This window comes from Glaciecola sp. 2405UD65-10 (genome assembly GCF_048820975.1).
GTDB lineage: Bacteria > Pseudomonadota > Gammaproteobacteria > Enterobacterales > Alteromonadaceae > Glaciecola.
Genome location: NZ_JBMEUF010000002.1, coordinates 287,426 through 308,780, shown reverse-complemented (window position 1 = coordinate 308,780; position 21,355 = coordinate 287,426). Strand labels below are relative to the sequence as shown.

At 41.5% G+C, this 21,355-nt stretch carries 21 protein-coding genes; 19 read left to right on the top strand and 2 right to left on the bottom strand.

The features are described from left to right. The 19 genes from ACOI22_RS13440 to tldD all read left to right on the top strand — a co-directional run bounded on the left by ACOI22_RS13440 (position 1) and on the right by tldD (position 20,106). Positions 1–954: an ExeA family protein gene (locus ACOI22_RS13440; protein WP_420672631.1), complete on the top strand. Its 954-nt coding sequence runs from the start codon at positions 1–3 to the stop codon at positions 952–954. Continuing rightward, complete coding sequence (locus ACOI22_RS13435; RefSeq protein WP_420672630.1) at positions 951–1,997, top strand: tetratricopeptide repeat protein; 1,047 nt, start codon at positions 951–953, stop codon at positions 1,995–1,997. Before ACOI22_RS13440 ends, ACOI22_RS13435 begins: the two co-directional genes overlap by 4 nt. Then, positions 1,997–3,859, top strand: coding sequence for a GspE/PulE family protein (locus ACOI22_RS13430; protein WP_420672629.1), 1,863 nt, complete (start codon positions 1,997–1,999; stop codon positions 3,857–3,859). Before ACOI22_RS13435 ends, ACOI22_RS13430 begins: the two co-directional genes overlap by 1 nt. Further along, on the top strand, positions 3,859–5,088 hold the full coding sequence (locus tag ACOI22_RS13425; RefSeq protein WP_420672628.1) for a type II secretion system F family protein: 1,230 nt from the start codon (positions 3,859–3,861) through the stop codon (positions 5,086–5,088). Before ACOI22_RS13430 ends, ACOI22_RS13425 begins: the two co-directional genes overlap by 1 nt. Next, positions 5,061–5,561, top strand: coding sequence for a hypothetical protein (locus ACOI22_RS13420; RefSeq protein WP_420672627.1), 501 nt, complete (start codon positions 5,061–5,063; stop codon positions 5,559–5,561). Before ACOI22_RS13425 ends, ACOI22_RS13420 begins: the two co-directional genes overlap by 28 nt. Before the next feature lie 2 nt (positions 5,562–5,563). Then, on the top strand, positions 5,564–6,193 hold the full coding sequence (locus tag ACOI22_RS13415) for a pilus assembly FimT family protein (RefSeq protein ID WP_420672626.1): 630 nt from the start codon (positions 5,564–5,566) through the stop codon (positions 6,191–6,193). 37 nt (positions 6,194–6,230) lie between these two features. Then, positions 6,231–6,722, top strand: coding sequence for a prepilin-type N-terminal cleavage/methylation domain-containing protein (locus ACOI22_RS13410; RefSeq protein WP_420672625.1), 492 nt, complete (start codon positions 6,231–6,233; stop codon positions 6,720–6,722). 18 nt (positions 6,723–6,740) lie between these two features. Next, positions 6,741–7,298, top strand: a complete 558-nt coding sequence (locus ACOI22_RS13405) for a type II secretion system protein (RefSeq protein ID WP_420672624.1) — start codon at positions 6,741–6,743, stop codon at positions 7,296–7,298. Next, positions 7,288–7,908 (top strand): type IV pilus modification PilV family protein, encoded by a 621-nt coding sequence (locus ACOI22_RS13400; RefSeq protein WP_420672623.1) that lies wholly within the window; start codon positions 7,288–7,290, stop codon positions 7,906–7,908. The genes ACOI22_RS13405 and ACOI22_RS13400 overlap by 11 nt, the downstream gene beginning before the upstream one ends. 71 nt (positions 7,909–7,979) lie before the next feature. Next, positions 7,980–8,810, top strand: a complete 831-nt coding sequence (locus ACOI22_RS13395) for a PulJ/GspJ family protein (protein WP_420672622.1) — start codon at positions 7,980–7,982, stop codon at positions 8,808–8,810. A 22-nt stretch (positions 8,811–8,832) separates the two neighbouring features. Further along, positions 8,833–9,234 carry a type II secretory pathway component gene (locus ACOI22_RS13390; RefSeq protein ID WP_420672621.1) on the top strand — a complete coding sequence of 134 codons (402 nt, stop codon included), beginning with the start codon at positions 8,833–8,835 and terminating at the stop codon, positions 9,232–9,234. Positions 9,235–9,438: 204 nt separating this feature from the next. Then, complete coding sequence (locus tag ACOI22_RS13385; RefSeq protein ID WP_420672620.1) at positions 9,439–10,482, top strand: rod shape-determining protein; 1,044 nt, start codon at positions 9,439–9,441, stop codon at positions 10,480–10,482. Between the two features lie 43 nt (positions 10,483–10,525). Next, positions 10,526–11,401, top strand: a complete 876-nt coding sequence (gene mreC / locus ACOI22_RS13380) for a rod shape-determining protein MreC (protein ID WP_420672619.1) — start codon at positions 10,526–10,528, stop codon at positions 11,399–11,401. A 1-nt stretch (position 11,402) separates the two neighbouring features. Next, positions 11,403–11,879, top strand: coding sequence for a rod shape-determining protein MreD (gene mreD, locus ACOI22_RS13375; RefSeq protein ID WP_420672618.1), 477 nt, complete (start codon positions 11,403–11,405; stop codon positions 11,877–11,879). Positions 11,880–11,882: 3 nt separating this feature from the next. Further along, a complete protein-coding gene (locus ACOI22_RS13370) occupies positions 11,883–12,446 on the top strand; it encodes a Maf family protein (protein ID WP_420672617.1) in 564 nt (187 codons plus the stop codon). Positions 12,447–12,485: 39 nt separating this feature from the next. Next, positions 12,486–13,952: a ribonuclease G gene (gene rng, locus ACOI22_RS13365; protein WP_420672616.1), complete on the top strand. Its 1,467-nt coding sequence runs from the start codon at positions 12,486–12,488 to the stop codon at positions 13,950–13,952. Continuing rightward, positions 13,949–17,842 carry a YhdP family protein gene (locus ACOI22_RS13360; protein WP_420672615.1) on the top strand — a complete coding sequence of 1,298 codons (3,894 nt, stop codon included), beginning with the start codon at positions 13,949–13,951 and terminating at the stop codon, positions 17,840–17,842. The genes rng and ACOI22_RS13360 overlap by 4 nt, the downstream gene beginning before the upstream one ends. Continuing rightward, complete coding sequence (locus tag ACOI22_RS13355; protein WP_420672614.1) at positions 17,826–18,671, top strand: carbon-nitrogen hydrolase family protein; 846 nt, start codon at positions 17,826–17,828, stop codon at positions 18,669–18,671. Before ACOI22_RS13360 ends, ACOI22_RS13355 begins: the two co-directional genes overlap by 17 nt. Continuing rightward, on the top strand, positions 18,661–20,106 hold the full coding sequence (tldD, locus tag ACOI22_RS13350; protein WP_420672613.1) for a metalloprotease TldD: 1,446 nt from the start codon (positions 18,661–18,663) through the stop codon (positions 20,104–20,106). The genes ACOI22_RS13355 and tldD overlap by 11 nt, the downstream gene beginning before the upstream one ends. Here the strand turns inward: tldD and ACOI22_RS13345 are convergent. Beyond that, positions 20,103–20,861: an MBL fold metallo-hydrolase gene (locus ACOI22_RS13345; RefSeq protein ID WP_420672612.1), complete on the bottom strand. Its 759-nt coding sequence runs from the start codon at positions 20,859–20,861 to the stop codon at positions 20,103–20,105. The genes tldD and ACOI22_RS13345 overlap by 4 nt on opposite strands. A 63-nt stretch (positions 20,862–20,924) precedes the next feature. Beyond that, positions 20,925–21,209 carry a YebG family protein gene (locus ACOI22_RS13340; protein ID WP_420672611.1) on the bottom strand — a complete coding sequence of 95 codons (285 nt, stop codon included), beginning with the start codon at positions 21,207–21,209 and terminating at the stop codon, positions 20,925–20,927. Positions 21,210–21,355: the final 146 nt, after the last annotated feature.

The following is a 21,355-nucleotide window of genomic DNA, read 5'->3' as shown; positions in this document are numbered from 1 at the left end:
ATGTATTTATATCATTTTGGCATTCGAGAGTTACCTTTTACATTAACGCCTAACACGCAATTCTTTTTTGGCCTACCTAGCCACAATGAAGCGTTAAAAGTGCTGCAAACCGCACTGTTTTCTGGTGAGGGGTTTATAAAAGTAACTGGCGAAGTAGGCACGGGTAAAACCCTTGTATGCCGAAAATTGCTAAATGAAATGCCAAAAGGCTTTGTGACAGCCTATATCCCAAACCCATATCTTTCTCCTAAAGAGCTGCGACACGCGGTGGCAAGTGAACTGCAAGTAGATTTGCCTATTGGCAGTGATCAGCAAGAATTTACGCAGGCTATTCAAGAGCGCTTGGTTGATATACGCAAATCGGGTCAAGCAGTTGTGCTTATTATTGATGAAGCACAAGCGCTGCCAGACGAGAGTATTGAAGCGCTACGCTTAATGACTAACTTGGAAACCGAGTCATCTAAATTAATGCAAGTGGTGCTTTTTGGGCAGCCCGAGTTAAATGAAAAAATAGCGAAACCAGAACTTCGCCAGTTAAGACAACGGATTACGTTTTCTTACCATTTGTCAAAAATGAATACCGACCAAATATTTCAATATGTGAATCATAGAATGGGAGTAGCGGGATACGCCAAAGAACAAGTGCTGTTTAGCAAACGTATTTGCAAACATTTAAATACAGCGAGTGAGGGTACGCCCCGACTAGTTAACACGATTTGCCATAAAGCCTTGATGCTTGCGTTTGGAGAGGGCAAAAACAAAGTTAGCAGCAAACATATTAAGTTAGCCGCACAAGATACCGAAGCTGCTAGTAAGATACCGCAAACACCTTGGCTAGCATGGACGCTTCCTGTGGCCACTTGCGCAATTGTAGCAACCGGTGTGTATATCCATGGCGACTTAAGTTTACCCTACCAAGATTTACTAAGCTTAGTAGCGGAGTGGCGTAAATGAGTGTAGTCAATAAGATGTTGAGCGATTTAGAAAATCGCCCCCATCAAGTACAAAGCAATGCCAATTATGTACCGCCCAAAAGTAATAAGTTTTTGTGGTTGAGCATTGGTGTGCTGAGTGTGTGTTGTATTGTTGCCGTTCTAAGTAATTTTGTTGAGATTGATCACAGCTCATCACGCCCTGCTACAAAAACAGAACAGATGCTTTATGACCCAGACAAAGGCGATAAAATAGCGCAAGTTGAGCAAGGGGGGCAAAATAAAAGTACGTTTGAAGCTGAGCAGAAAAATGTAAAACAGCAAGCAATAATGGTAAGCAACAATCCAGCCCCCGAAGTGAACAAAACGCCAGCCCCGGTATCGTTTTTTAGTAAATCAGGTAGCGCGCAGGGAAATACGCAAGAAACAAATACACTGAGTAATGGCGAGCAAAACACCCAACTTGATATTAAACCAAGTGATGGTTCAAAAGGGCGTTTGTCTCAGCTGCGTGCTCAAGCGCATCACGCATCAGAGAAAGGTGATGAACAGGCAGTAGTTGCTAGCTTACAGAAAATTATAGAATTGGCGCCGGAAGACTTACGCACGCGCAAGCAACTTGCGGCGATGCTATTTTCGAAACAAAAATTTCAGGCTGCTCAGCAAGTGTTATTAGAAGCACTAGTGCAAGCTCCGGCAGATTCAAGTAGCCGTTTAATGTTAGCTCGGATTCATTATAGAGCAGGTAAAAATACTGCGGCACTAGATACTCTCAAAGCGCATCCTCACCATACGCTAGCCAGTGATGAATTGTTAAGTTTTAGAGCGGCGCTTGCCGAAAGTATTGGTGAATATCAGCTCGCACAAGGGGATTACCAATTGTTGGTGAATCGAAATCCAAAAGAAGCAAAATGGTGGCTTGGGCTTGGTGTAAGTTTAGATAAGCAAAAGCTTGGTGAAGAAGCAATTGCGTCTTATGAACAGGCCAAATCATTGAAACAACTTCCTCAGCAGGTAGATACGTTTGTAGAGCAGCGTATTCGTTTATTGGCGAGGCGTTCTTAATGGTGCAGCGTACAAAAGTTAGGCTAGGTGATTTACTGGTTCAAAACCAACTAATAGATGAAAGCCAATTAAAAATGGCCCTAGGTGAGCAGCGTCAGTCAGGGCGTAAATTAGGGGCAACATTGGTTAGCATGGGTTTGGTAACGGAGTATCAGTTACTAGAATTGCTCTCTCAGCATTTAAAAGTACCTTTGATACAACTTTCAGACTTTAAAGTAAATCCTAATGCGGTGCGATTACTGCCTGAGATTCAAGCGCGTAGATATCGAGCTTTAGTACTAGAAGATAAGGGTGATCATCTTCTTGTAGGTATGAGTGATCCCGCTGATATTAATGCCGTTGATGAGCTTAGCGCTAAGCTGCCTAAACAGATTGAAGTGGCGGTGGTCAGTGAAACGGAATTGTTTGATGCGTATGAGAACTTCTATCGTAAAACGGAAGAAATTGCTTCATTTGCACAAGAACTTGCTGATGAATATCAAGATGAAACAGAGTTTCAACTTGCTAGTGGCCTAAGTGATGACCAAGACAATGTGGTCGCAAAATTACTGCAATCCATTTTTGAAGATGCGGTACTAGCGAAAGCCTCTGATATCCATATTGAGCCCGATGAAAAGCAATTGCGCATTCGCCAACGAGTGGATGGTGTATTGCAAGAAAACATTATTCAAGAAGCTAACATTGCAGCGGCACTAGTACTTAGGCTTAAATTGATGTCGGGCCTAGATATTTCTGAAAAACGACTGCCACAAGATGGCCGCGCCCAAATAGATGTTAAAAATAGAAAGGTTGATATTCGTGTATCGACTATGCCGGTTCAGCAAGGTGAATCAGTAGTTTTACGTTTACTTGATCAGTCTGAGGGCATTTTGAGCCTTGAACAAATTGGTATGCCCGAATCTATTATGCAGCGTTTTAGAACGCTTCTGCATCGCCCACATGGCATGATACTGGTAACGGGGCCTACCGGCTCCGGTAAAACTACCACTTTGTACGGTGCATTAAATGAACTTAATAAGCCCGAAACAAAAATTATTACCGTTGAAGACCCTGTTGAATACAGGCTTCCACGCATAAACCAAGTGCAGGTAAATCATAAAATTGATTTAACATTTTCAAATGTACTCAGAACAACCTTACGCCAAGACCCAGACATACTCATGGTAGGCGAAATGCGCGACCATGAAACCGTTGAAATAGGATTGCGCGGCGCTCTTACAGGGCACTTAGTACTATCAACTTTGCACACAAATGACGCAGTAAGCAGTGCGATTCGCTTATTAGATATGGGGGCGCCAGGGTATTTAGTCGCAAGTTCGTTAAAAGCCATTGTGGCCCAACGTTTGGTACGAAAACTTTGTGATAATTGCTCGCATACTAAGGCGCCTGAACCGGAGCAAAAGTTGTGGCTTTCTACCTTGAATATGGATATCCAAAGTATCGCGTTTAAGAAAGGAGAGGGTTGCCAGCGCTGCAATTACACTGGCTATAAAGGGCGAATAGGCGTATTTGAGTTGTTACAACTTAATGAAAGCATGATGATTGCCTTGAAGAATAATGACACGGCCGAGTTTACCTTAGCGGCAAGCAACTCGCCGGGCTACCGTTCTTTAGCCATGGCTGCACTTGATTATGCCACACAAGGGATAACCAGCTTAGATGAAGTTATGCGTTTGGTTGAATTTATCAGTGATGCACCCCAGCAAGATTCTGTTAGTAACGACACTGATAATACTGAGCCTTCTACGCAAGGTGAAGTGGTAACATCAGATGCCTCACAAACGCCCGTTAATAAACAAGATAACAAGCCGCCAGATTCGCCTAGCCCCGGTGGATTTTTCACCTTAGAGGACATTGACTAATGCCCTCGTTTAACTACACAGGTAAAGCCGCTGATGGGAATATTATTCGCGGAGACATAGACGCTTTTGATATACAAAGTGCTGCAAAAATTCTAAGTGGCCGAAGTATTATCCCAATTAATATTGAGCCTTCAGATAAAGGAGGTAGTGTAGCTGAAAAACCAAAAAAAGAAGCTGAGGTAAACTTCTTTACACCTAAAGTGAGCCTTGACGAACTCGTAATATTTGCTCGCCAAATGTATTCCTTAACAAAAGCTGGTATCCCTATTATTCGAGCGGTAACAGGCCTTACAACTACTCGGTCTTTGCGGCTTCGTGTGGCCCTAAAAGACATTATTACAAGTCTAGAAAAGGGTCGTAGTTTTTCATCGGCTCTTGCCCAACATCCTAGTATTTTTAATCAGCTATTTGTGAGCGTGGTGCATGTGGGAGAAAACACAGGGCAGTTAGATTCAGCGTTTCTGCAGCTAGCCAGTTACTTGGAGCGAGAACAAGCTACACGTAAGCAAATCAAAGCGGCTACACGTTATCCAATGTTTGTATTAGCGGCCATTGTAGCGGCCTTAATCATAATGAATATTATGGTGATCCCCGTATTTGCAGATATGTTTAGTAAATTTGGTAGTGAGCTTCCTGCCACAACCCGTTTTTTACTTGCGATGTCTGATTTTTTCCTTAACCAGTGGTATGTGCTGCTAGCGATTATTTTGGTATTAATTGTTATAACTAAGCAATATATAGATACCCATCAAGGCCGAATCAAATGGGATCATTTGAAAATAACCATGCCGATTATTGGGACAATTGTAGAAAGAAGTTTATTGGCTAGGTTTTCACGCAGCTTTTCTATGATGTTAAAAGCAGGAGTTCCGCTTACAACCGCACTTAGCCTAGTAGCAGATGCTGTAAATAATGCATTTATGAGTGAAGCTATTATTAATATGCGAAAGCGTATTGAGAAAGGCGATAGCCTAACGCGAGTGGCCAATGCCAGTAGTTTATTTACGCCGCTGGTTCTGCAAATGATTAGTGTAGGTGAAGAAACCGGCCGCGTTGATGAGTTGCTAGAAGAAGTATCAGATTTTTACGAGCGCGAAGTTGATTATGATTTAAGTAGCTTAACCGCAAAAATAGAGCCTATCTTGATATCAATTGTAGCGTTAATGGTGCTGGTGTTAGCCCTTGGTATTTTCACGCCAATGTGGGACATGATGGGCGCGGTAAGTTAAGCCCTATGGCTATTAAACTGTGGCGGTTCTTAGTGGTGTTGATACTAATTGCAATATTAGCAACGGTGTTAGTAAGCCAAGTAACTAAAGACGATCAAGCCTGGCAAGCAACACTTGCAATAGGATTGAAGAACACCCTGAGCACGGGTATCACCCAACTGTATTGGCAATGGCAAGATAAAGGTAGACCTAGCCGTATTGTCTATCAGCCGGAACACGTCAATACGACTGTTGAAATTGATGTTTCAACCAGTGGTAGAGCTTTGTTTGAACCTAGTGATGAAGGGTGTGCTACGTTTTTATATTGGTTTGTTGAGCAAGAAGTGCTTGAGAATCATATAAATACGTCGATAAAGAAGTATGAAGATACAGATACCAAGAATGTTGAGGTGGTCTGTGAATATAGGTTGTATCAGTTTGTTTTCTTATATTTCGCTGAAACAGGCGAATTACAAATGACTAGGGTGGAATAGATATGCTACGCAAGCATTCGAAGAAGTTCAAAAATCAAAAAACGGGTCAAGAGGCCGGTTTTACCTTAATCGAGTTAGTGATTGTGGTGGTCATTTTAGGGCTACTTGCAGCTACCGCTATCCCTCGATTCTTAAATGTCACTGAAGATGCGGAAGACTCTACAGTTGAAGGCGTAGCTGGTGGTTTCGCAACAGGTGTTGGCTTAGCGCGAGCACAATGGGAAATTGAAGCAAGGCCGCAGTACAACCGCTCAGACAACAAATCATTTATTACAATTGAAGGCATTGAAGTAGGCATAGACGGTGATACTGGTTACCCAACCGGACAACTCGACAATGATGCTAGTAGCGAAGATAACGCAATGAGTGAGCTTGACTGCGAAAGTATATTTAATTTGATCATGCAAAGCGCCCCCACCATTACTTCTACATGGGATACAAGTATTGCCGAAGAGTTTCAATACTTCACCAATGTGAATCAAAATGCAGGCTCTGGCGGAAATGATGTTTGCCACTACTATTTGATGCAAACAGTAAAGAATCAATCACAAGAGCCGTTAACTAATAACGAAGGAAATGGCTTCGTGTATGACCCTCGAATTGGTCAAGTACAAGTTTTTAGTAACAATTAATTTTAACCAGATGAACACCCATAACCAGGAGCTACACATGAAGCAGCAACAAGGCTTTACATTAATCGAACTTATTATTGTTATTGTAATATTAGGTATTTTGGCAGTAACTGCAGCGCCACGTTTTATTGATATTCAAGAAGATGCGCGCAAAGAAACTATGCAAGGTGTTAAGGCAGCAATTCAAGGAGCCTCTCAATTAGTGTATGCGAAAGCGGCTATTAAAGGTGTGCAAAATTCAGCAGACAGTGATGTCACAATTGGTACATCTACTGTGGAGACTAAATATGGTTATCCAGAGGGTGACACCTTAACCACTTTTGAGGAGCTTCAAAAGTTCGTTGAAATTGATTCAACCAAACTAGTGCTTGAAGATTCAAATGCTACTGATGACATGATCAGAATCCGTTTTTCAAGCGTGACATCAGATGACACGCCAAACCCCGTTACAGGTTGTTATGTACAGTACACGGGTGCCAGTGCAGAAGGTACTGTACCTGAGATTATTGTTGTAGATAACGCTTGTTAATAAGCGTAAATTATTTCAATGACAGGTAATCATGTTCAACATGTAAACGTGTTGAAGCCTCAATTAGGTTTCACGCTTGTTGAATTGATTACGGTAATTATACTTCTAGGCATCATGAGCATTGCCGTGGTGCCGCGATTTATGGGTTCATCTGGTTATTCTGAATACGCTGTGCAAAAGCGCTTACTAAGCGCTTTGCGCAATATTCAACTTAAATCCATGCACGATACTCGCAGCGATTATTGTTACAAACTCATTTTTGATACTAGTACAAATCCAGAATTTGGCCCCCCCACAGCCTCGTTTTTATCTGGCCAACAAAGTGCGTCTTGTGGCACCACCATTGACTATACTAGTAGCAGCTATCTACGCTCAGATTTAGGCGAATTAGCGAATGACAAGCTACTGCTGCAGGTTAATGATGGTGCAAGTTCAGCTACTTTTATACAGTTTACGAACAGTGGCACACCTCTTACCGATGTTGGAACTTGTTCTTCTGGTTGCGAAATTTCTGTTATTGGTGAAGATGCCGCTAAAATTTGCGTGGCAAGCGAAGGTTATGTGTATGCGTGTTAAATCAAGCTTTCGTGCTAACGTTACTAAAAATCGCTACACTCAATCAGGGTTTACCTTAATAGAACTCGTTGTTGGTATTGTTATCTTTGCCGTAGCAATGGTGATGGTAGTGTCGGTTATTATGCCTCAAGCGCGACAAGGCATTCATCCTATATGGCAAGTACGTGCGGTGTCGTTAGGCCAATCTTTACTGAGTGAAATTACCGCAAAAGCCTTTGATGAAGCAAGTATTACCCCAACGGGCAGAGTGGCTTGTAACGATACCGTGAGTTGTACTGAATCAAGTGCGCTTGGCGCTGATGGTTCTGAATCGCGTAATACCTTTGATGATATTGACGATTACAACGGTTTAGTTTTAAGTGGTGTAGATATTTCAAATTCTATAGGGCAAAGCTATTCAAGCGATATAAGCGAATTGTTTTTAGGATTCTCTGCCACCGTAAGCGTGAGTTATGATGATAATTTTGACGGCGTAAATGATGATGATCTCAATTCTGATGGAGCCTTAGATAGTGGTACTTTGGTAGGGAATCAAAAACGCATAGAAGTTGTGATTTATACCCCCGAAGGAGAAGCCATTACGTTTTCTAGTTATAGAGCTAACTTCTAATGATACCTCACAGCAATCCCCCATCCCGTTTTTCAAGCTTTGTTATTAGCAAAGGCCTGAGCAGCAGGAAAATGCAGGGCTTTACCTTAATAGAATTAATTTTAGTCATTGTGATATTGGGCATAGTCTCAATAAGTGTAAGCGGCATTATTAGAAGTACAATTAATGTGGTTGCCGATGTAAGTGAGCGTGAAAATTTGGTACGAGAGGGTAGCTTCGTGGTAGAGCGATTAAGTCGCGAACTCAATAGTGCCGTACCTAATTCGGTGAGAATTACGGCAAACGCTAGCAGTCATTGTATAGAATTTGTACCCTTGAAATGGAGCACAACTTATTTAAGCTTACCCTTAGCCGCAGAAACCAACACTACAGCTGACGTGGTTGAATTGCTCGATATTGATGATAACACTTTTGTCCCTAGTACGAGTGACTGGGGCATTGTTTACCCTACTCAAGCTTCGGAGGTTTATGACGCGAGTTTAAACCATCGCCAAGGTGTTGATAGTTGTTCAGATGATGGAGATGGAAACTGCGCCACTAATGATGATAGCGACGGGGTAGTACAAGTTACTTTTGCTGATGGATTTAACGCAAGTTCACCCTCTAAACGAATTTACTTTGCTGACCAAGCGATCAGCTATTGCATGCGCAACAATGAAATATATCGTCATACTAGTACTATTAATACGACTCAAACGCTATATACCGGTGGCGGTCAATTAATGGCGCAAAATTTAGTTAATGTGCTTGGAGCGAATACCAGCTCGGGTGAGCAAAACCCTTTTCAGATTGTTGATGCCTCATTGCAACGAGGAGCGTTAACAAGCTTGCTACTAATATTTGGCCGTGAAGATGAACATGTAACATTTATGCAAGAGGTGCAAATTCCCAATGTACCATAACAGGCAAAGGCAACAAGGTAACATGACAGTCATTGCTCTATTTGTAATAGTAGTAGCGGGCATGCTGGCGGGGGCGCTCATAAAAACTATTTCTGCAGCGTCAAATACTATGTTACATCAGGTTTATGGCATTAGAGCGCAGCAAGCGGCTCAAGCGGGGGTACAAAGCTTACTGCAAAGTAGTTTCCCAGTAGGCGCAACGCCGGTGGCTTGCAATCAAACCGTAACTAGCCCTGCAGCTTTTAGCGCTGTAAATGGTCTAGCAAATTGTTCATTTCAAGCAAGATGCACGAGTAAAACCGTCCAATTTGGAAATATTGACCATTTGGTTTATCGATTTTCTAGTACCGGTGCATGCACCGTAGATACAGATGTTGTAAGCCGAACAATATCAGTAGATTCGGTACAAGAACTTAGCCCGTAGCTATTTTTAGGCTTACCTTATGTGGATGTTGCTACATAAAGCGATGACTTGTGATTGCGACAAACACAGCTCTGTATTATTCTAAGCACTTTAAATAGCGAGTGAAAACACCTAATTACTTGTATCCAGTGCTATCGGATTAATCAATCTTGAGTTACACTACTCGCATTTGTTTAACAATAATAGAATAATAAAAGGCTATCCATGTTCAAAAAGCTTCGAGGCATGTTTTCTAATGACCTGTCAATCGACCTCGGTACGGCAAACACGCTAATTTATGTGAAAGATAACGGTATCGTGCTTAACGAGCCATCAGTGGTAGCAATTCGCCAAGAACGCGCGGGTGGCCCTAAAAGTGTTGCTGCTGTGGGGCATGAAGCCAAGCAAATGCTAGGCAGAACACCTGGTAACATTAAAGCTATTCGCCCAATGAAAGACGGTGTAATTGCCGATTTTTACGTGACCGAAAAAATGCTTCAGCATTTTATTAAGCAAGTTCATGACAATAACTTTCTACGTCCTTCTCCTCGCGTATTAGTATGTGTTCCTTGTGGTTCTACCCAAGTTGAGCGACGCGCTATTCGAGAATCAGCACTGGGTGCTGGCGCACGTGAAGTTTATTTAATAGACGAACCTATGGCGGCCGCAATCGGTTCAGGCTTGCCTGTATCTGAAGCCACCGGTTCTATGGTGGTAGATATAGGTGGCGGTACTACCGAAGTCGCTATTATTTCACTAAACGGTGTAGTGTATTCTTCATCAGTAAGAATTGGTGGCGATAAGTTTGACGAAGCTATTATTAACTATGTTCGTCGTAATTTTGGTTCACTGATTGGTGAAGCAACAGCTGAGCGCATTAAGCATGAAATTGGTGCGGCTTACCCTGGCGAAGAAGTTAAAGAAATTGAGGTGCGCGGCAGAAACTTGGCTGAAGGTGTACCTCGTGGATTCATCTTAAATAGCAATGAGATACTTGAAGCGCTACAAGAACCTCTTTCAGGTATTGTAAGTGCGGTAATGGTAGCCTTAGAGCAGTCTCCACCAGAGCTGGCTTCAGATATATCTGAACGCGGCATGGTATTAACCGGTGGTGGTGCATTGTTGAAAGACTTAGATAGGCTATTAATGGAAGAAACCGGTATTCCGGTAGTAATAGCCGATGACCCTCTTACTTGCGTAGCGCGAGGCGGCGGTAAAGCTTTTGATATGATAGATATGCACGGCGGCGATTTATTTAGCTACGATTAATAGGAAGTGTTAAAAGGCAAGCTAAGCTTGCCTTGTTTTTATTATGAATGAAGTTTTTGCAAGAGGTCCCTCATTATTCACAAGGCTATTAATCGTCATAGCTTTGTCATCTGTGGCAATGGTTGTTGATACCAAAGTCGAAAACATCTCAAGTTTACGCACCTATTTAACCTCATTAGTGAGCCCCTTACAGTATATTGCTGATTTGCCCGGTGAAGCTCTAGACTGGAGTGCTTCACGTTTTACGTCTAGGCAAGCCCTGTTAGAAGAAAATGCCAAGCTCACCAGCCAAATGACCTTGATGAATGAAAAGCTACAACGCTTTGTAGTGTTGCAGCAAGAAAATGAAAATTTACGTAGTTTGCTTGATACCCCTGTTCGCTCTGACATGCACAGAATGATAGCCGAACTTATGGCGGTAGATAATAATCCTTATAGCCATCAAATTGTGATTAACAAAGGTGCTATTCACGATGTGTTTGAAGGGCAATCAGTACTTGATGATACGGGAATTGTTGGTCAAATTGTTGAAGTAGGAACAACCAACAGCCGCGTTTTACTTATTTCCGATATTACGCATGCCATTCCGGTTAGAGTTAACCGCAACAACGTGCGACTAGTGGCAAGTGGGGATGGCAGCTTATCAGAGTTAAGGCTCGAACACGTTGCGCATAGCGCTGATCTTATTGAAGGTGATATGCTGGTTTCCTCTGGGCTAGGTAAAGTGTTTCCAGAGGGTTATCCGGTTGGCTTCATCAAAACGATTGTTCGTGACGAAAGTAAGCCTTTTGCTACAGTAAAGATTACTCCCTCGGCGCAGTTAGATCGTTTAAAGTACCTATTGTTATTGTGGCCTGCTGAAATTGCACCAGAAGACGCTTTAGCGCCCAATGAGGTATTCGATAATGGTGAAAAGTAATATGAAAGGCAATAATTCTTTCATTTTAGTGAGTATTGTTATTGGCATTATTCTACAAATTATTCCAATGCCATCACCCATTGATCTATATCGACCTGACTGGCTCTTGCTAATTTTAATATACTGGTCTATGGCGTTGCCCAATAGGGTTAGTGTAGGTATAGCAGCTGTGGCAGGGCTAACCTTAGATATTTTATATGGCACCGCGCTAGGTGTTCACAGTTTTGCACTGGCTATTCCTATTTATCTGGTATCAGCTAACTACCAACGCTTGCGGAATTATTCAATGTTGCAGCAAGCGGTCATGATTTTATTACTGTCGACGCTATTTCATGTGGTGGTATATTGGTTACAGTACTTAATTACCGGCATTGAATTTAATTGGATATTTTTACGACCTGCCGTTTCATCTATTATTTTCTGGCCGTGGCTATTTTGGTTGTTGCGCAAATTTCGCCGGAACTTACGTGTTACTTAGCTTATGCAGACTCCCATCATCCTTGCCTCAGCCTCACCTAGAAGAAAACATCTACTAGCTCACTTACTTGATGATTTTCTTATTCAAGCAGCCGATGTGGATGAAAGCATTCTAAAGGGCGAAAAACCACAAGAATTAGTTGAACGATTGGCCAAAAAAAAGGCCAAAGCTATTATAATGAATAATCTAAATAGCGCTGTTATAGGCTCAGATACAGTTGTAGCGTGTAATGAGCAAATATTAGGAAAACCTCGAAACTTTGATGATTTTAGTAATATGATGCAATTATTAAGTAATAAATGGCATCAGGTATTTACTGGCGTGTGTATTCTTCATGAAGATCGTGTGTTAAGTAAAACCGTTTTTACTAGCGTAAAAATGACCAGTATTTCTTCTCAAGAGGCAGAGATTTACTGGGCTACAAAAGAACCTCAAGACAAAGCAGGCGGCTATGCCATTCAAGGTATTGGTGGGCAATTTGTAGAGCAAATCAAAGGCAGTTTTAGCGCAGTAGTGGGCTTGCCTCTTCTTGAAACTAAGCAACTATTACAGCAACTCAATAAGTAATAGTAGAACCTTCATATATTACGAGCGTAGGATATTATCATGAGCGCAGAATTACTGATTAATGTTACTCCTAGTGAGTCTCGAGTGGCTCTTATTGAAAATGGGATTTTGCAAGAAATACATATTGAGCGCCATACCAAAAAAGGCTTAGTGGGTAATATTTATAAAGGTAAAGTGAGTCGCGTATTGCCAGGTATGCAGGCCGCTTTTGTTGATATAGGCTTAGACAAAGCTGCATTTTTACACGCCTCAGATATTGCCATTTATGATGAACTTGCTGATGAGGTAAGTTCATCGCAAATTGAGATAAAAGACATCCGCGAGTTGGTCCGTGAGGGGCAGCCTATTGTGGTTCAAGTTGTTAAAGATCCTATAGGCACAAAAGGCGCACGCTTAACAACCGATATTACCTTGCCCTCTAGATATTTAGTATTTATGCCATCGGTTACCCATGTAGGTGTATCACAAAAAATTGAAGAAGAGTGTGAACGCGAACGTTTAAAAACAATTGTGTCGCAATTTTGCGATGAAAATGGTGGTTTTATTTTGCGAACCGCTGCAGAAGGTGTGGCTGAAAATGAGTTACGACAAGACGCCGAGTTTTTGCGTCGCTTATGGAACAAAATACAAACCCGTAAAAAAGGCAATAAAATTAATGTGCTTTATGAAGATTTACCGGTGGCGCGCAGGGTGTTGCGCGATTTTGTTGGCACACAAATAGATCGCATTCGCATTGACTCGAATCTTACCTTTCAAGAGCTACAAGCTTTTACTAAAGAATATGTGCCCGAACTCACTGAAAAACTCGAATACTATAAAGGCGAATTGCCTATTTTCGATTTATACGATGTAGAAAATGAATTACAACGCGCCTTAGGAAGACGAGTCGATTTAAAATCCGGTGGCTATTTAATTATAGATCAGACCGAAGCAATGACCACAATTGATATTAATACAGGTGCGTTTGTTGGCCATCGTAATTTAGAAGAAACGATCTTTAATACCAATATTGAGGCAACCTCTGCAATAGCTAGGCAATTGCGCCTGCGCAATTTAGGTGGAATGATTTTAATTGATTTCATAGATATGCTCGATGCAGATCATAAGCGCCGTGTTCAACATTCTTTAGAATTGGGTATGGCAAAAGATCGCGCAAAATCAAATATTCACGGATACACCGCCTTGGGTCTGATTGAGATGACGCGCAAAAGGATACGTGAGTCTCTTGAGCATTTGCTATGCGGAGAATGCCCTGCATGCCAAGGCAGAGGAAGCGTTAAAACTGTTGAAACTATATGCTTTGAAATTACCCGAGAAGTGGTAAGAGTGAACAAAGCCTATAATGCTGATAAATTCGTAATTTATGCATCGGCTATTGTGGTTGATGCACTATTAGGTGAAGAGTCACATATATTGGCTGAACTTGAAGCATTTGTAGGTAAGCAGATTAAAGTACAGCAAGAGCCTTTATATCATCAAGATAAATTTGATGTGGTAATGATGTGAGCACAACAGCATCAGTAACCACTTATCTTTTAAAAAAACTATGGACCTTAATTGCCATAGTACTAGTGCTGTTTGCGCTATTGATGAGTTTGCTGCGTTATTCTCTACCTTATTTAAATGACCATAAAGACCGGGTAGCTGCCTACGTTTCTGATGAATATGCCGTTGATATAAGCCTTGATGCGCTGTCGGTTAGTTGGAATAGTTCAGGCCCAGCATTAGTGCTTAGGGGTGTAAATATAGCAAAAGGTGATCAGTCGCCCATAGCGCTTAGTGTAGATGAGCTATTTTTAGAAATTGATTTTTGGCCCTCAGTCACGAGCTTGACCTTACAAAGTAAGCAAGTAGTACTAAACAATTTACATACCGATATTGACCTACACAAAATAGACGGCGGTGAATCTGAATTCCCAATTGTTCAAGCGCTAGAAACTGTATTTTTAGAACAGTTAAGTGACTTTTCAGTGCTTAACAGCCGCGTAACCTTAAACAGTGAGCAAACAAGTAAATCTTTTGATATTGAGCAGCTATCGTGGCTCAATAGAGGGAATCATCACCAAGGTTCAGGTGTTTTTTCTATAGATGATTTTGCTAACAATAGCGCGTCATTTATTCTTGATTTATATGGTGATATTGAAAGTTATAGCGGTAATTTTTATGCGCAAGCTACCGACATTGATTTTTCTGCTTGGCTCAATGAATACACCGCTCTTGATGGAAAATTAATTTCAAGTAAAGGGAATGCTGAGCTTCGGGCGCGAATTAACACCGGTGAGGTCTCGCGAATTGATGGCGTGCTGAAACCCACGACTTTTGATTGGCAAACCAATGATTTTACCGTACATAATGAAATTAGCGCAAAATTTGCAGCTGTAAATCAAGATAAGCTGTGGCAGTTTACGATAGAAGATGTTGAACTTCTTACAGATGAAGCTTCATTGCTTGTATCGCTTAATGGCAACTATTCAAGCGCAAATGGCTTGATGTTCAGAACGTCCAACGCATTCCCGGTTAAATCATTTTTGCCTATTAGCGGTTTGTTCTCTACAGGTTTAGCTGACCAACTAGCCCTTTTATCGCTTGATATGAGCATAGATGATGTAGCCGTTCATATAAACGAGGATGTATCGGCGCTGGTGAGCATAAGTGATGTTGCCTGGCAGGAGCACAAGCTTATAAGCGGCGTAAGTGACTTACAGGCGCAAGTGCTTTGGCAAAATTCGAAAGGCAAACTCACCTTATTTGGCGATAAGGTCAAAGTGCATACCAATGAGCTTTTTGATCGTGATTTATCACTTGAACCTTTTTCAGTACCTATTTATATCAACACACAAGGTGACTTACTCATTACGTCTAAAGGCTCAGAACTCGTTGCAAATGAGCTGAACATTCAGGCCGATTTTGAGTACTTCCATGGCAGTCAATTTTTGTCTCTTGCAATTGATGTGGCGTCTTTAAATGCGAATGTTATTCCAAGTTGGTTACCGAATAAATTAATGGGAAGCGAAGCTAAACGGTTTTTAAGTGATGCTTTTAGCGGTGAGGGCAATGTAGAAAGCGCTTCAGTGCTTTGGCATGGCAAGGTGTCGGAGTTTCCCTTTAAATCAGCTGACCCACAAAGCATCAGTAATGGTATTTTTCAGAGTAAAGTTAATATTAAAGACGCTGATTTTAGATTTTCAAAACGCTGGCCGCAGCTAAAAGAGCTTGATGCTCAATTATTATTTGAGAATAAATCTCTGCATATTACCGGGGATAAAGGAAAATTAGGCGGCGTAAACTTAAGTGAATTACGCGCTGATATAGCCAGTTTTTCAAACAGCACTGTGCTGACTATTTCTGCCGAAGGGGAAACCCGCTCTTCTGATTTAACCACCGTTATGCTTGATAGTATGCTAGCTGATAGCTTAGGCCGCTTGTTAGATAAAGATCTTATTCTTGATGGCGACTTACGTTCGCAATTAAACTTATATATTCCATTAAGCAATGCAAATGAAACCCGAGCCACGGGCAAAGTGTTCTTGCAAGATACTAAGGTGACCTTGCCTAGCTTAGATATAGTCTTTGAGAAAGCTAAAGGTGTTATTCACTTTGATAATGAAGCAATAGAACTAAGTGATATGTCTGCGGAGTTGTTAAACCAAGATATAACCGCAAATGTCTCAGGTGTGCAAAATGAAGATGTGTACGAACTTAAGGTGAATTTATTAGGTGATTGGAAAGCGAAACAATTAGCGACTTATATCAGCGAAGATTTTTCGAATTATTTTTCGGGCTCTTCTGCTTGGGACTTAAACCTTGATTTATTTTTGCAAAAAGGCGATTTCGTTTACGACGCGCGATTAAAAAGTGATTTGACTGGCGCAATATCAACTTTACCTGCGCCTTTTAACAAAAGCGATACGCAATCACGTAGCTTGAGCTTACGCTCAAGTGGTAATAACACCGCCTCTAGTATTGAATTGGAAATAGAAGATGTTGCAAAATTTGATGGCGCATTGCCACATAAAGAAAAGCAATTTAACAGAGCGCATTTATCTATTGGGCCAACTGAATTTGAAAGCCGTGGGGTCGGTTTTAGTATTAGCAGTACCTTTGATACGCTTGATTTTACTGAGTGGCAACATGTAGTTGAAGCACTAACGAGTAAGGCTTCAAGTAACAAAACGCCAATATTGCAAGCACCACAACGAATATTTGTTGATGCACAAAGCCTAAGTATATTCGGCGAAACACTGAACGATGTAGACATGCGAGCGAAGCGTTTAGACAGCCTTTGGGATTTAGACATTGACGCAAATGAAGTGCGTACCACTATGATTATTCATGATGATCTATATGGTAAAGGGCTTGAAATTGATGCTGAATATATACGCTTAGGGATAGATAAAACCTTAAAATTGAGTAAGGATGATACACAAGATGATACCAATAAGTCTAAACTCACCATAGATCCTAAAACACTTCCAAGTATTGATATCACCTGCCGTTCTTGTAATTTATATGGTGTTGACTTGGGGCGCCTTGAAATTGAAGCTGAGCCAAACAGTGACGGCCTCAAAGTAAACCAAGTGCTCGTAAATAACAAATTTGGTTCTATAAACGCATCTGGACAATGGTATAAGCGTAATCAAGATCACTTTACCTTTTTAGCCGGCGATATGTATAGCAGTGATTTCGGTGAGTTTGTAAAGTTAATGGGCTTTGATTCAGGGGTGCAAGATTCTGAAGCAAATTTAAGCTTTGCGCTTACATGGAAAGATTCACCTTTTGATGCGTCGTTTGAACATCTTGATGGGCAAATAGATTGGCGCTTAACAGACGGATATTTAACCGAGGTAAGTGATAAGGGCTCACGCATATTCACCCTATTGAGCCTCAATTCTTTAGTAAGAAAGCTATCTTTAGATTTTAGAGATGTGTTCGCAAAAGGGTTTTTCTATGACGATATGCGCGGCTCGCTGCAAATTATTGAGGGGATAGCCGACACTCGCGATACAAAGATTGATGGCGCCGCAGGTGAGATTGAAATATATGGCTATACCGACTTAGCTGAACAAACCTTAAACTATAACGTGAGCTTTGCACCTAATGTAACAGGTAACTTGCCAGTACTAGTGTATTTCTTTACGGTAAGTCCGCCATCGGCATTAGCCGCCCTTGCTTTAGATCAAGTGCTTACTTCTACTAAGGTTATTTCAAATGTAAACTATTCAGTTACAGGTACTTTTGCAGAACCTATATTGATAGAAACAGGCCGAGAAAGCACTGAAGTTGAACTTCCCGCGCGCCGAGACGTACAACCTCAAGAAAGTGAAGAAAACTTTGTACCGCCTAGCACTGAAGATTTAATCGATATACAGGTAGATAATAATGGCCAGTCTGATTAGCATTCAAATTAATGGAAAGGCAAGTGTAAAACGAAACTTAGCGAGCATTGAACAGCTCATAGAAAAAGCATGCTTAAAGGCAGACGTAAACCGTTTAGTTGTTATCCCAGAATGTGCATCCATATTTGGTTGCACCGGCAAAGAGATGTTAGCAGCCGGTGAAATAATCGAAAATGGCCCTATTCAAGCGGCTTTTGCAGACATGGCCAAACGCTTTCAATGTTATTTAATTGCAGGCAGCACCCCTATAATTAGCACTAACATTGCAGATAAATATACGGCCACAAGTTTAGCCTACGATCCATTAGGAAAGGCTATTGCGCGCTACAATAAAATACATCTGTTTGATGTGGACGTAGCTGACAAGACAGCCTCTTACCGAGAATCTACATATACCGAAGCTGGCGATAAACTTTGTGTATTTGACGCGGGCTTTGCCACTGTAGGTATGAGTATTTGTTATGACGTCCGTTTCGCTGGCATGTTTGATGCTATGCGAGATGACAGCGGGCAAGCGCCTAGTATACTTGTTGTGCCCAGCGCGTTTACTAAAAAGACCGGAGAGGCGCATTGGCATCCTTTATTACAGGCACGAAGTATCGAAAATCAGTGTTTTGTAGTAGCATCTAACCAAACGGGTATTCATGCAGATGGCCGAGAAACTTTTGGCAACAGTTGTATTTATTCTCCTTGGGGAGAATGTTTGAGCCTTGTAGAAAACGGCGAGGGCTTTGCAATTGCGCCCTTCGATGTAAAACAAATACAAGAGATTCGACAAAAAATGCCCATTCACCTTCATAAAAAAGAGAGATACTCGATTGAACGCTAACGTTGTAGATAATCTATTAGGACAGTCTGATTTAGACACTAATAAAGTGACTGGGCTATTAGAATTAATCCTAGACTATAATAATGACTTTGCTGACCTGTACTTCCAGTTGTCGCAGCATGAAAGCTGGGTACTTGAAGATGGCATTATAAAAGATGGTAGCTACAACATTGAGCGAGGCGTAGGCGTTCGTGCAATTTCGGGGGAAAAAACGGGCTTTGCATATTCTGATGAAATAAGTGAATCTACCTTAACTGATGCATGTAAAGCGGCGCGCAGTATATCTAAGCACGGTGCTAGCCATGCAGTAAAAGGTTTGCAGTTAAATAAAAGTGTGCCGCTATATACCGCAAAAAATCCACTATTAAATATGCCTGATACCGAAAAAGTAGACTTATTGCGCAGAGTTGACGCATATGTAAGGCAACAAGCGAGTGAAATTAGCCAAGTGAGCGTGAGCTTAACTGGCGTTTATGAAGAAATATTAGTAGCGGCAAGTGATGGCACCTTAGCCACTGATATAAGGCCCTTGATCAGATTAAATTGCTCAGTCTTGTTAGAAAAAGATGGCAAACGTGAACGCGGTAGTTCAGGTGCAGGCGGCCGCCGCACTTATGATTTCTTTTTTCAAAATATTAGTGAAGGCAAGCCTCGATACCAGCAAATTGCCGATGAAGCCCTACACATGGCCAGAGTGAACTTAGATGCTGTGCCGGCACCCGCTGGCGCAATGCCTGTGGTATTAGGTAGCGGATGGCCGGGCGTATTGCTTCATGAAGCGGTAGGTCATGGACTAGAAGGCGACTTTAACCGTAAAGGTGCGTCAACCTTTAGCGGCAGAATAGGCCAACAAGTGGCATCTCGTGGTGTCACGGTGGTGGATGATGGCAGTATAGAAGATAGACGAGGCTCATTGAGTATTGATGATGAAGGTACTCCCACACAGCGCAATGTATTGATTGAAGATGGTATTTTGACTGGCTACATGCAAGATAAGCAAAATGCTAAGTTAATGGGCGTTAAACCAACAGGTAACGGCCGCAGAGAATCGTATGCACACTTGCCCATGCCGCGTATGACCAACACTTATATGTTGTCAGGGGAGCATGCACCTGATGATATTATCGCTTCTGTTGAAAAAGGGATTTATGCCCCGAATTTTGGCGGTGGCCAAGTAGACATTACCTCAGGTAAATTCGTTTTCTCAACGTCAGAAGCATATATGATTGAAAATGGTAAAATAAGCCACCCAATTAAAGGTGCTACCTTAATTGGCAATGGACCCGAGTCTATGCAAAAAATCTCGATGATTGGCAATGACTCGTGTTTAGATGCTGGCGTAGGTGTGTGTGGTAAAGATGGGCAGTCAGTGCCTGTAGGCGTAGGGCAACCTACGCTTAAGATAGATGAAATGACGGTAGGCGGAACCGCTTAAGCGAATTTCATCCGTTTTATAAAACGCTTAATTCGATTGCACACGGCTACCATGTTTGTTGCCGGCATGTTAGGTGCAGTTGCTATGAGTGATTCTATTTCGCTAGACTTTACAGTCATCATAGGAACATGCGCCATTAGCATTGAATAACCTTCAAAGCGCAGTATTTTAGTTAAGGAACATTTATATTCCTTAGGTAGATATACTGGGAAGGGGGCGACTAAGGTTTTCTTAACCTTAACGATAAGATCAGCCACATAAAGCATCTTTTCTTTATGGTTAACTAAGCTAATATCTCTATCAGTATGCCCTGGCGTATTTATTACCTTCCAATCTTCAAAGCCCGGTATTGAGCTATTATCAGCAAGGGTTTGACAGGCATTTAGTTTAGCGGGGTACCATATGTTTTTTCGTTTTTTGCCTAATCGCCCGGCGACCCAAAGTGCTAATGACATATCAGCTAAATGAGCAAACCTACCTTTAAACCCTTTATACCAGTGGGAGTTGTGTTCTCCGGTTAGTATTTTTGCGCCGGTTTTTTTACGCAAATATTCTGCGCAGCCGGCGTGATCAGGATGCATATGGGTAACCATCACAACTTTCAAATCGCTCAAAGGGCGTTTAAGTGTGTGTTTGAAGAACCAAGCAATTTCGTCATAATCTACTTTCGAGCAGCCGTCTAGCAACATACATCCGTGAGGATATTCTACAAGGTGAATATTTTGAATGTAGCCTGCGAAAGTATGTAATTTCATAGAGGATAAACTTCATGAGCAAGTAAAACACAAACTCATCGTACCACTATATTTAACATTTTATTAAGCTTTTTTTAACTCAATAACGTCTGCGTTTTCTTTCTCAAGTATTTCTTGCGCATCAGAACCTTTTAGAATTTTACTTAAGGTATCCTTGTTTTTTGCCAATAATATTGACAGTTCTTCAGCTATAGCTTCGTCTAATTCAATGCCCTTTGCCTGAATATAAACACTTAGGTTGTCAGCGACTTCAAGCATTTTGTCGTATTGGTCGGCTTCTTTCTTATTTGTGGTAACCAATTTATCGACTCCCTTATGTTGTACTACATATTGAGTTATAACAGCCATATTGCACTCCAAATGTTTGCATAATGATTCACCTAATATACCCATTTTAACTGTATAAATAAACAGTTTTAAATGAGCGCATCAAAATGGGCAGAATAAAAGCGCCACTAAGCCAAATTATAGCCAGCAAGTTGGCATAATTGACG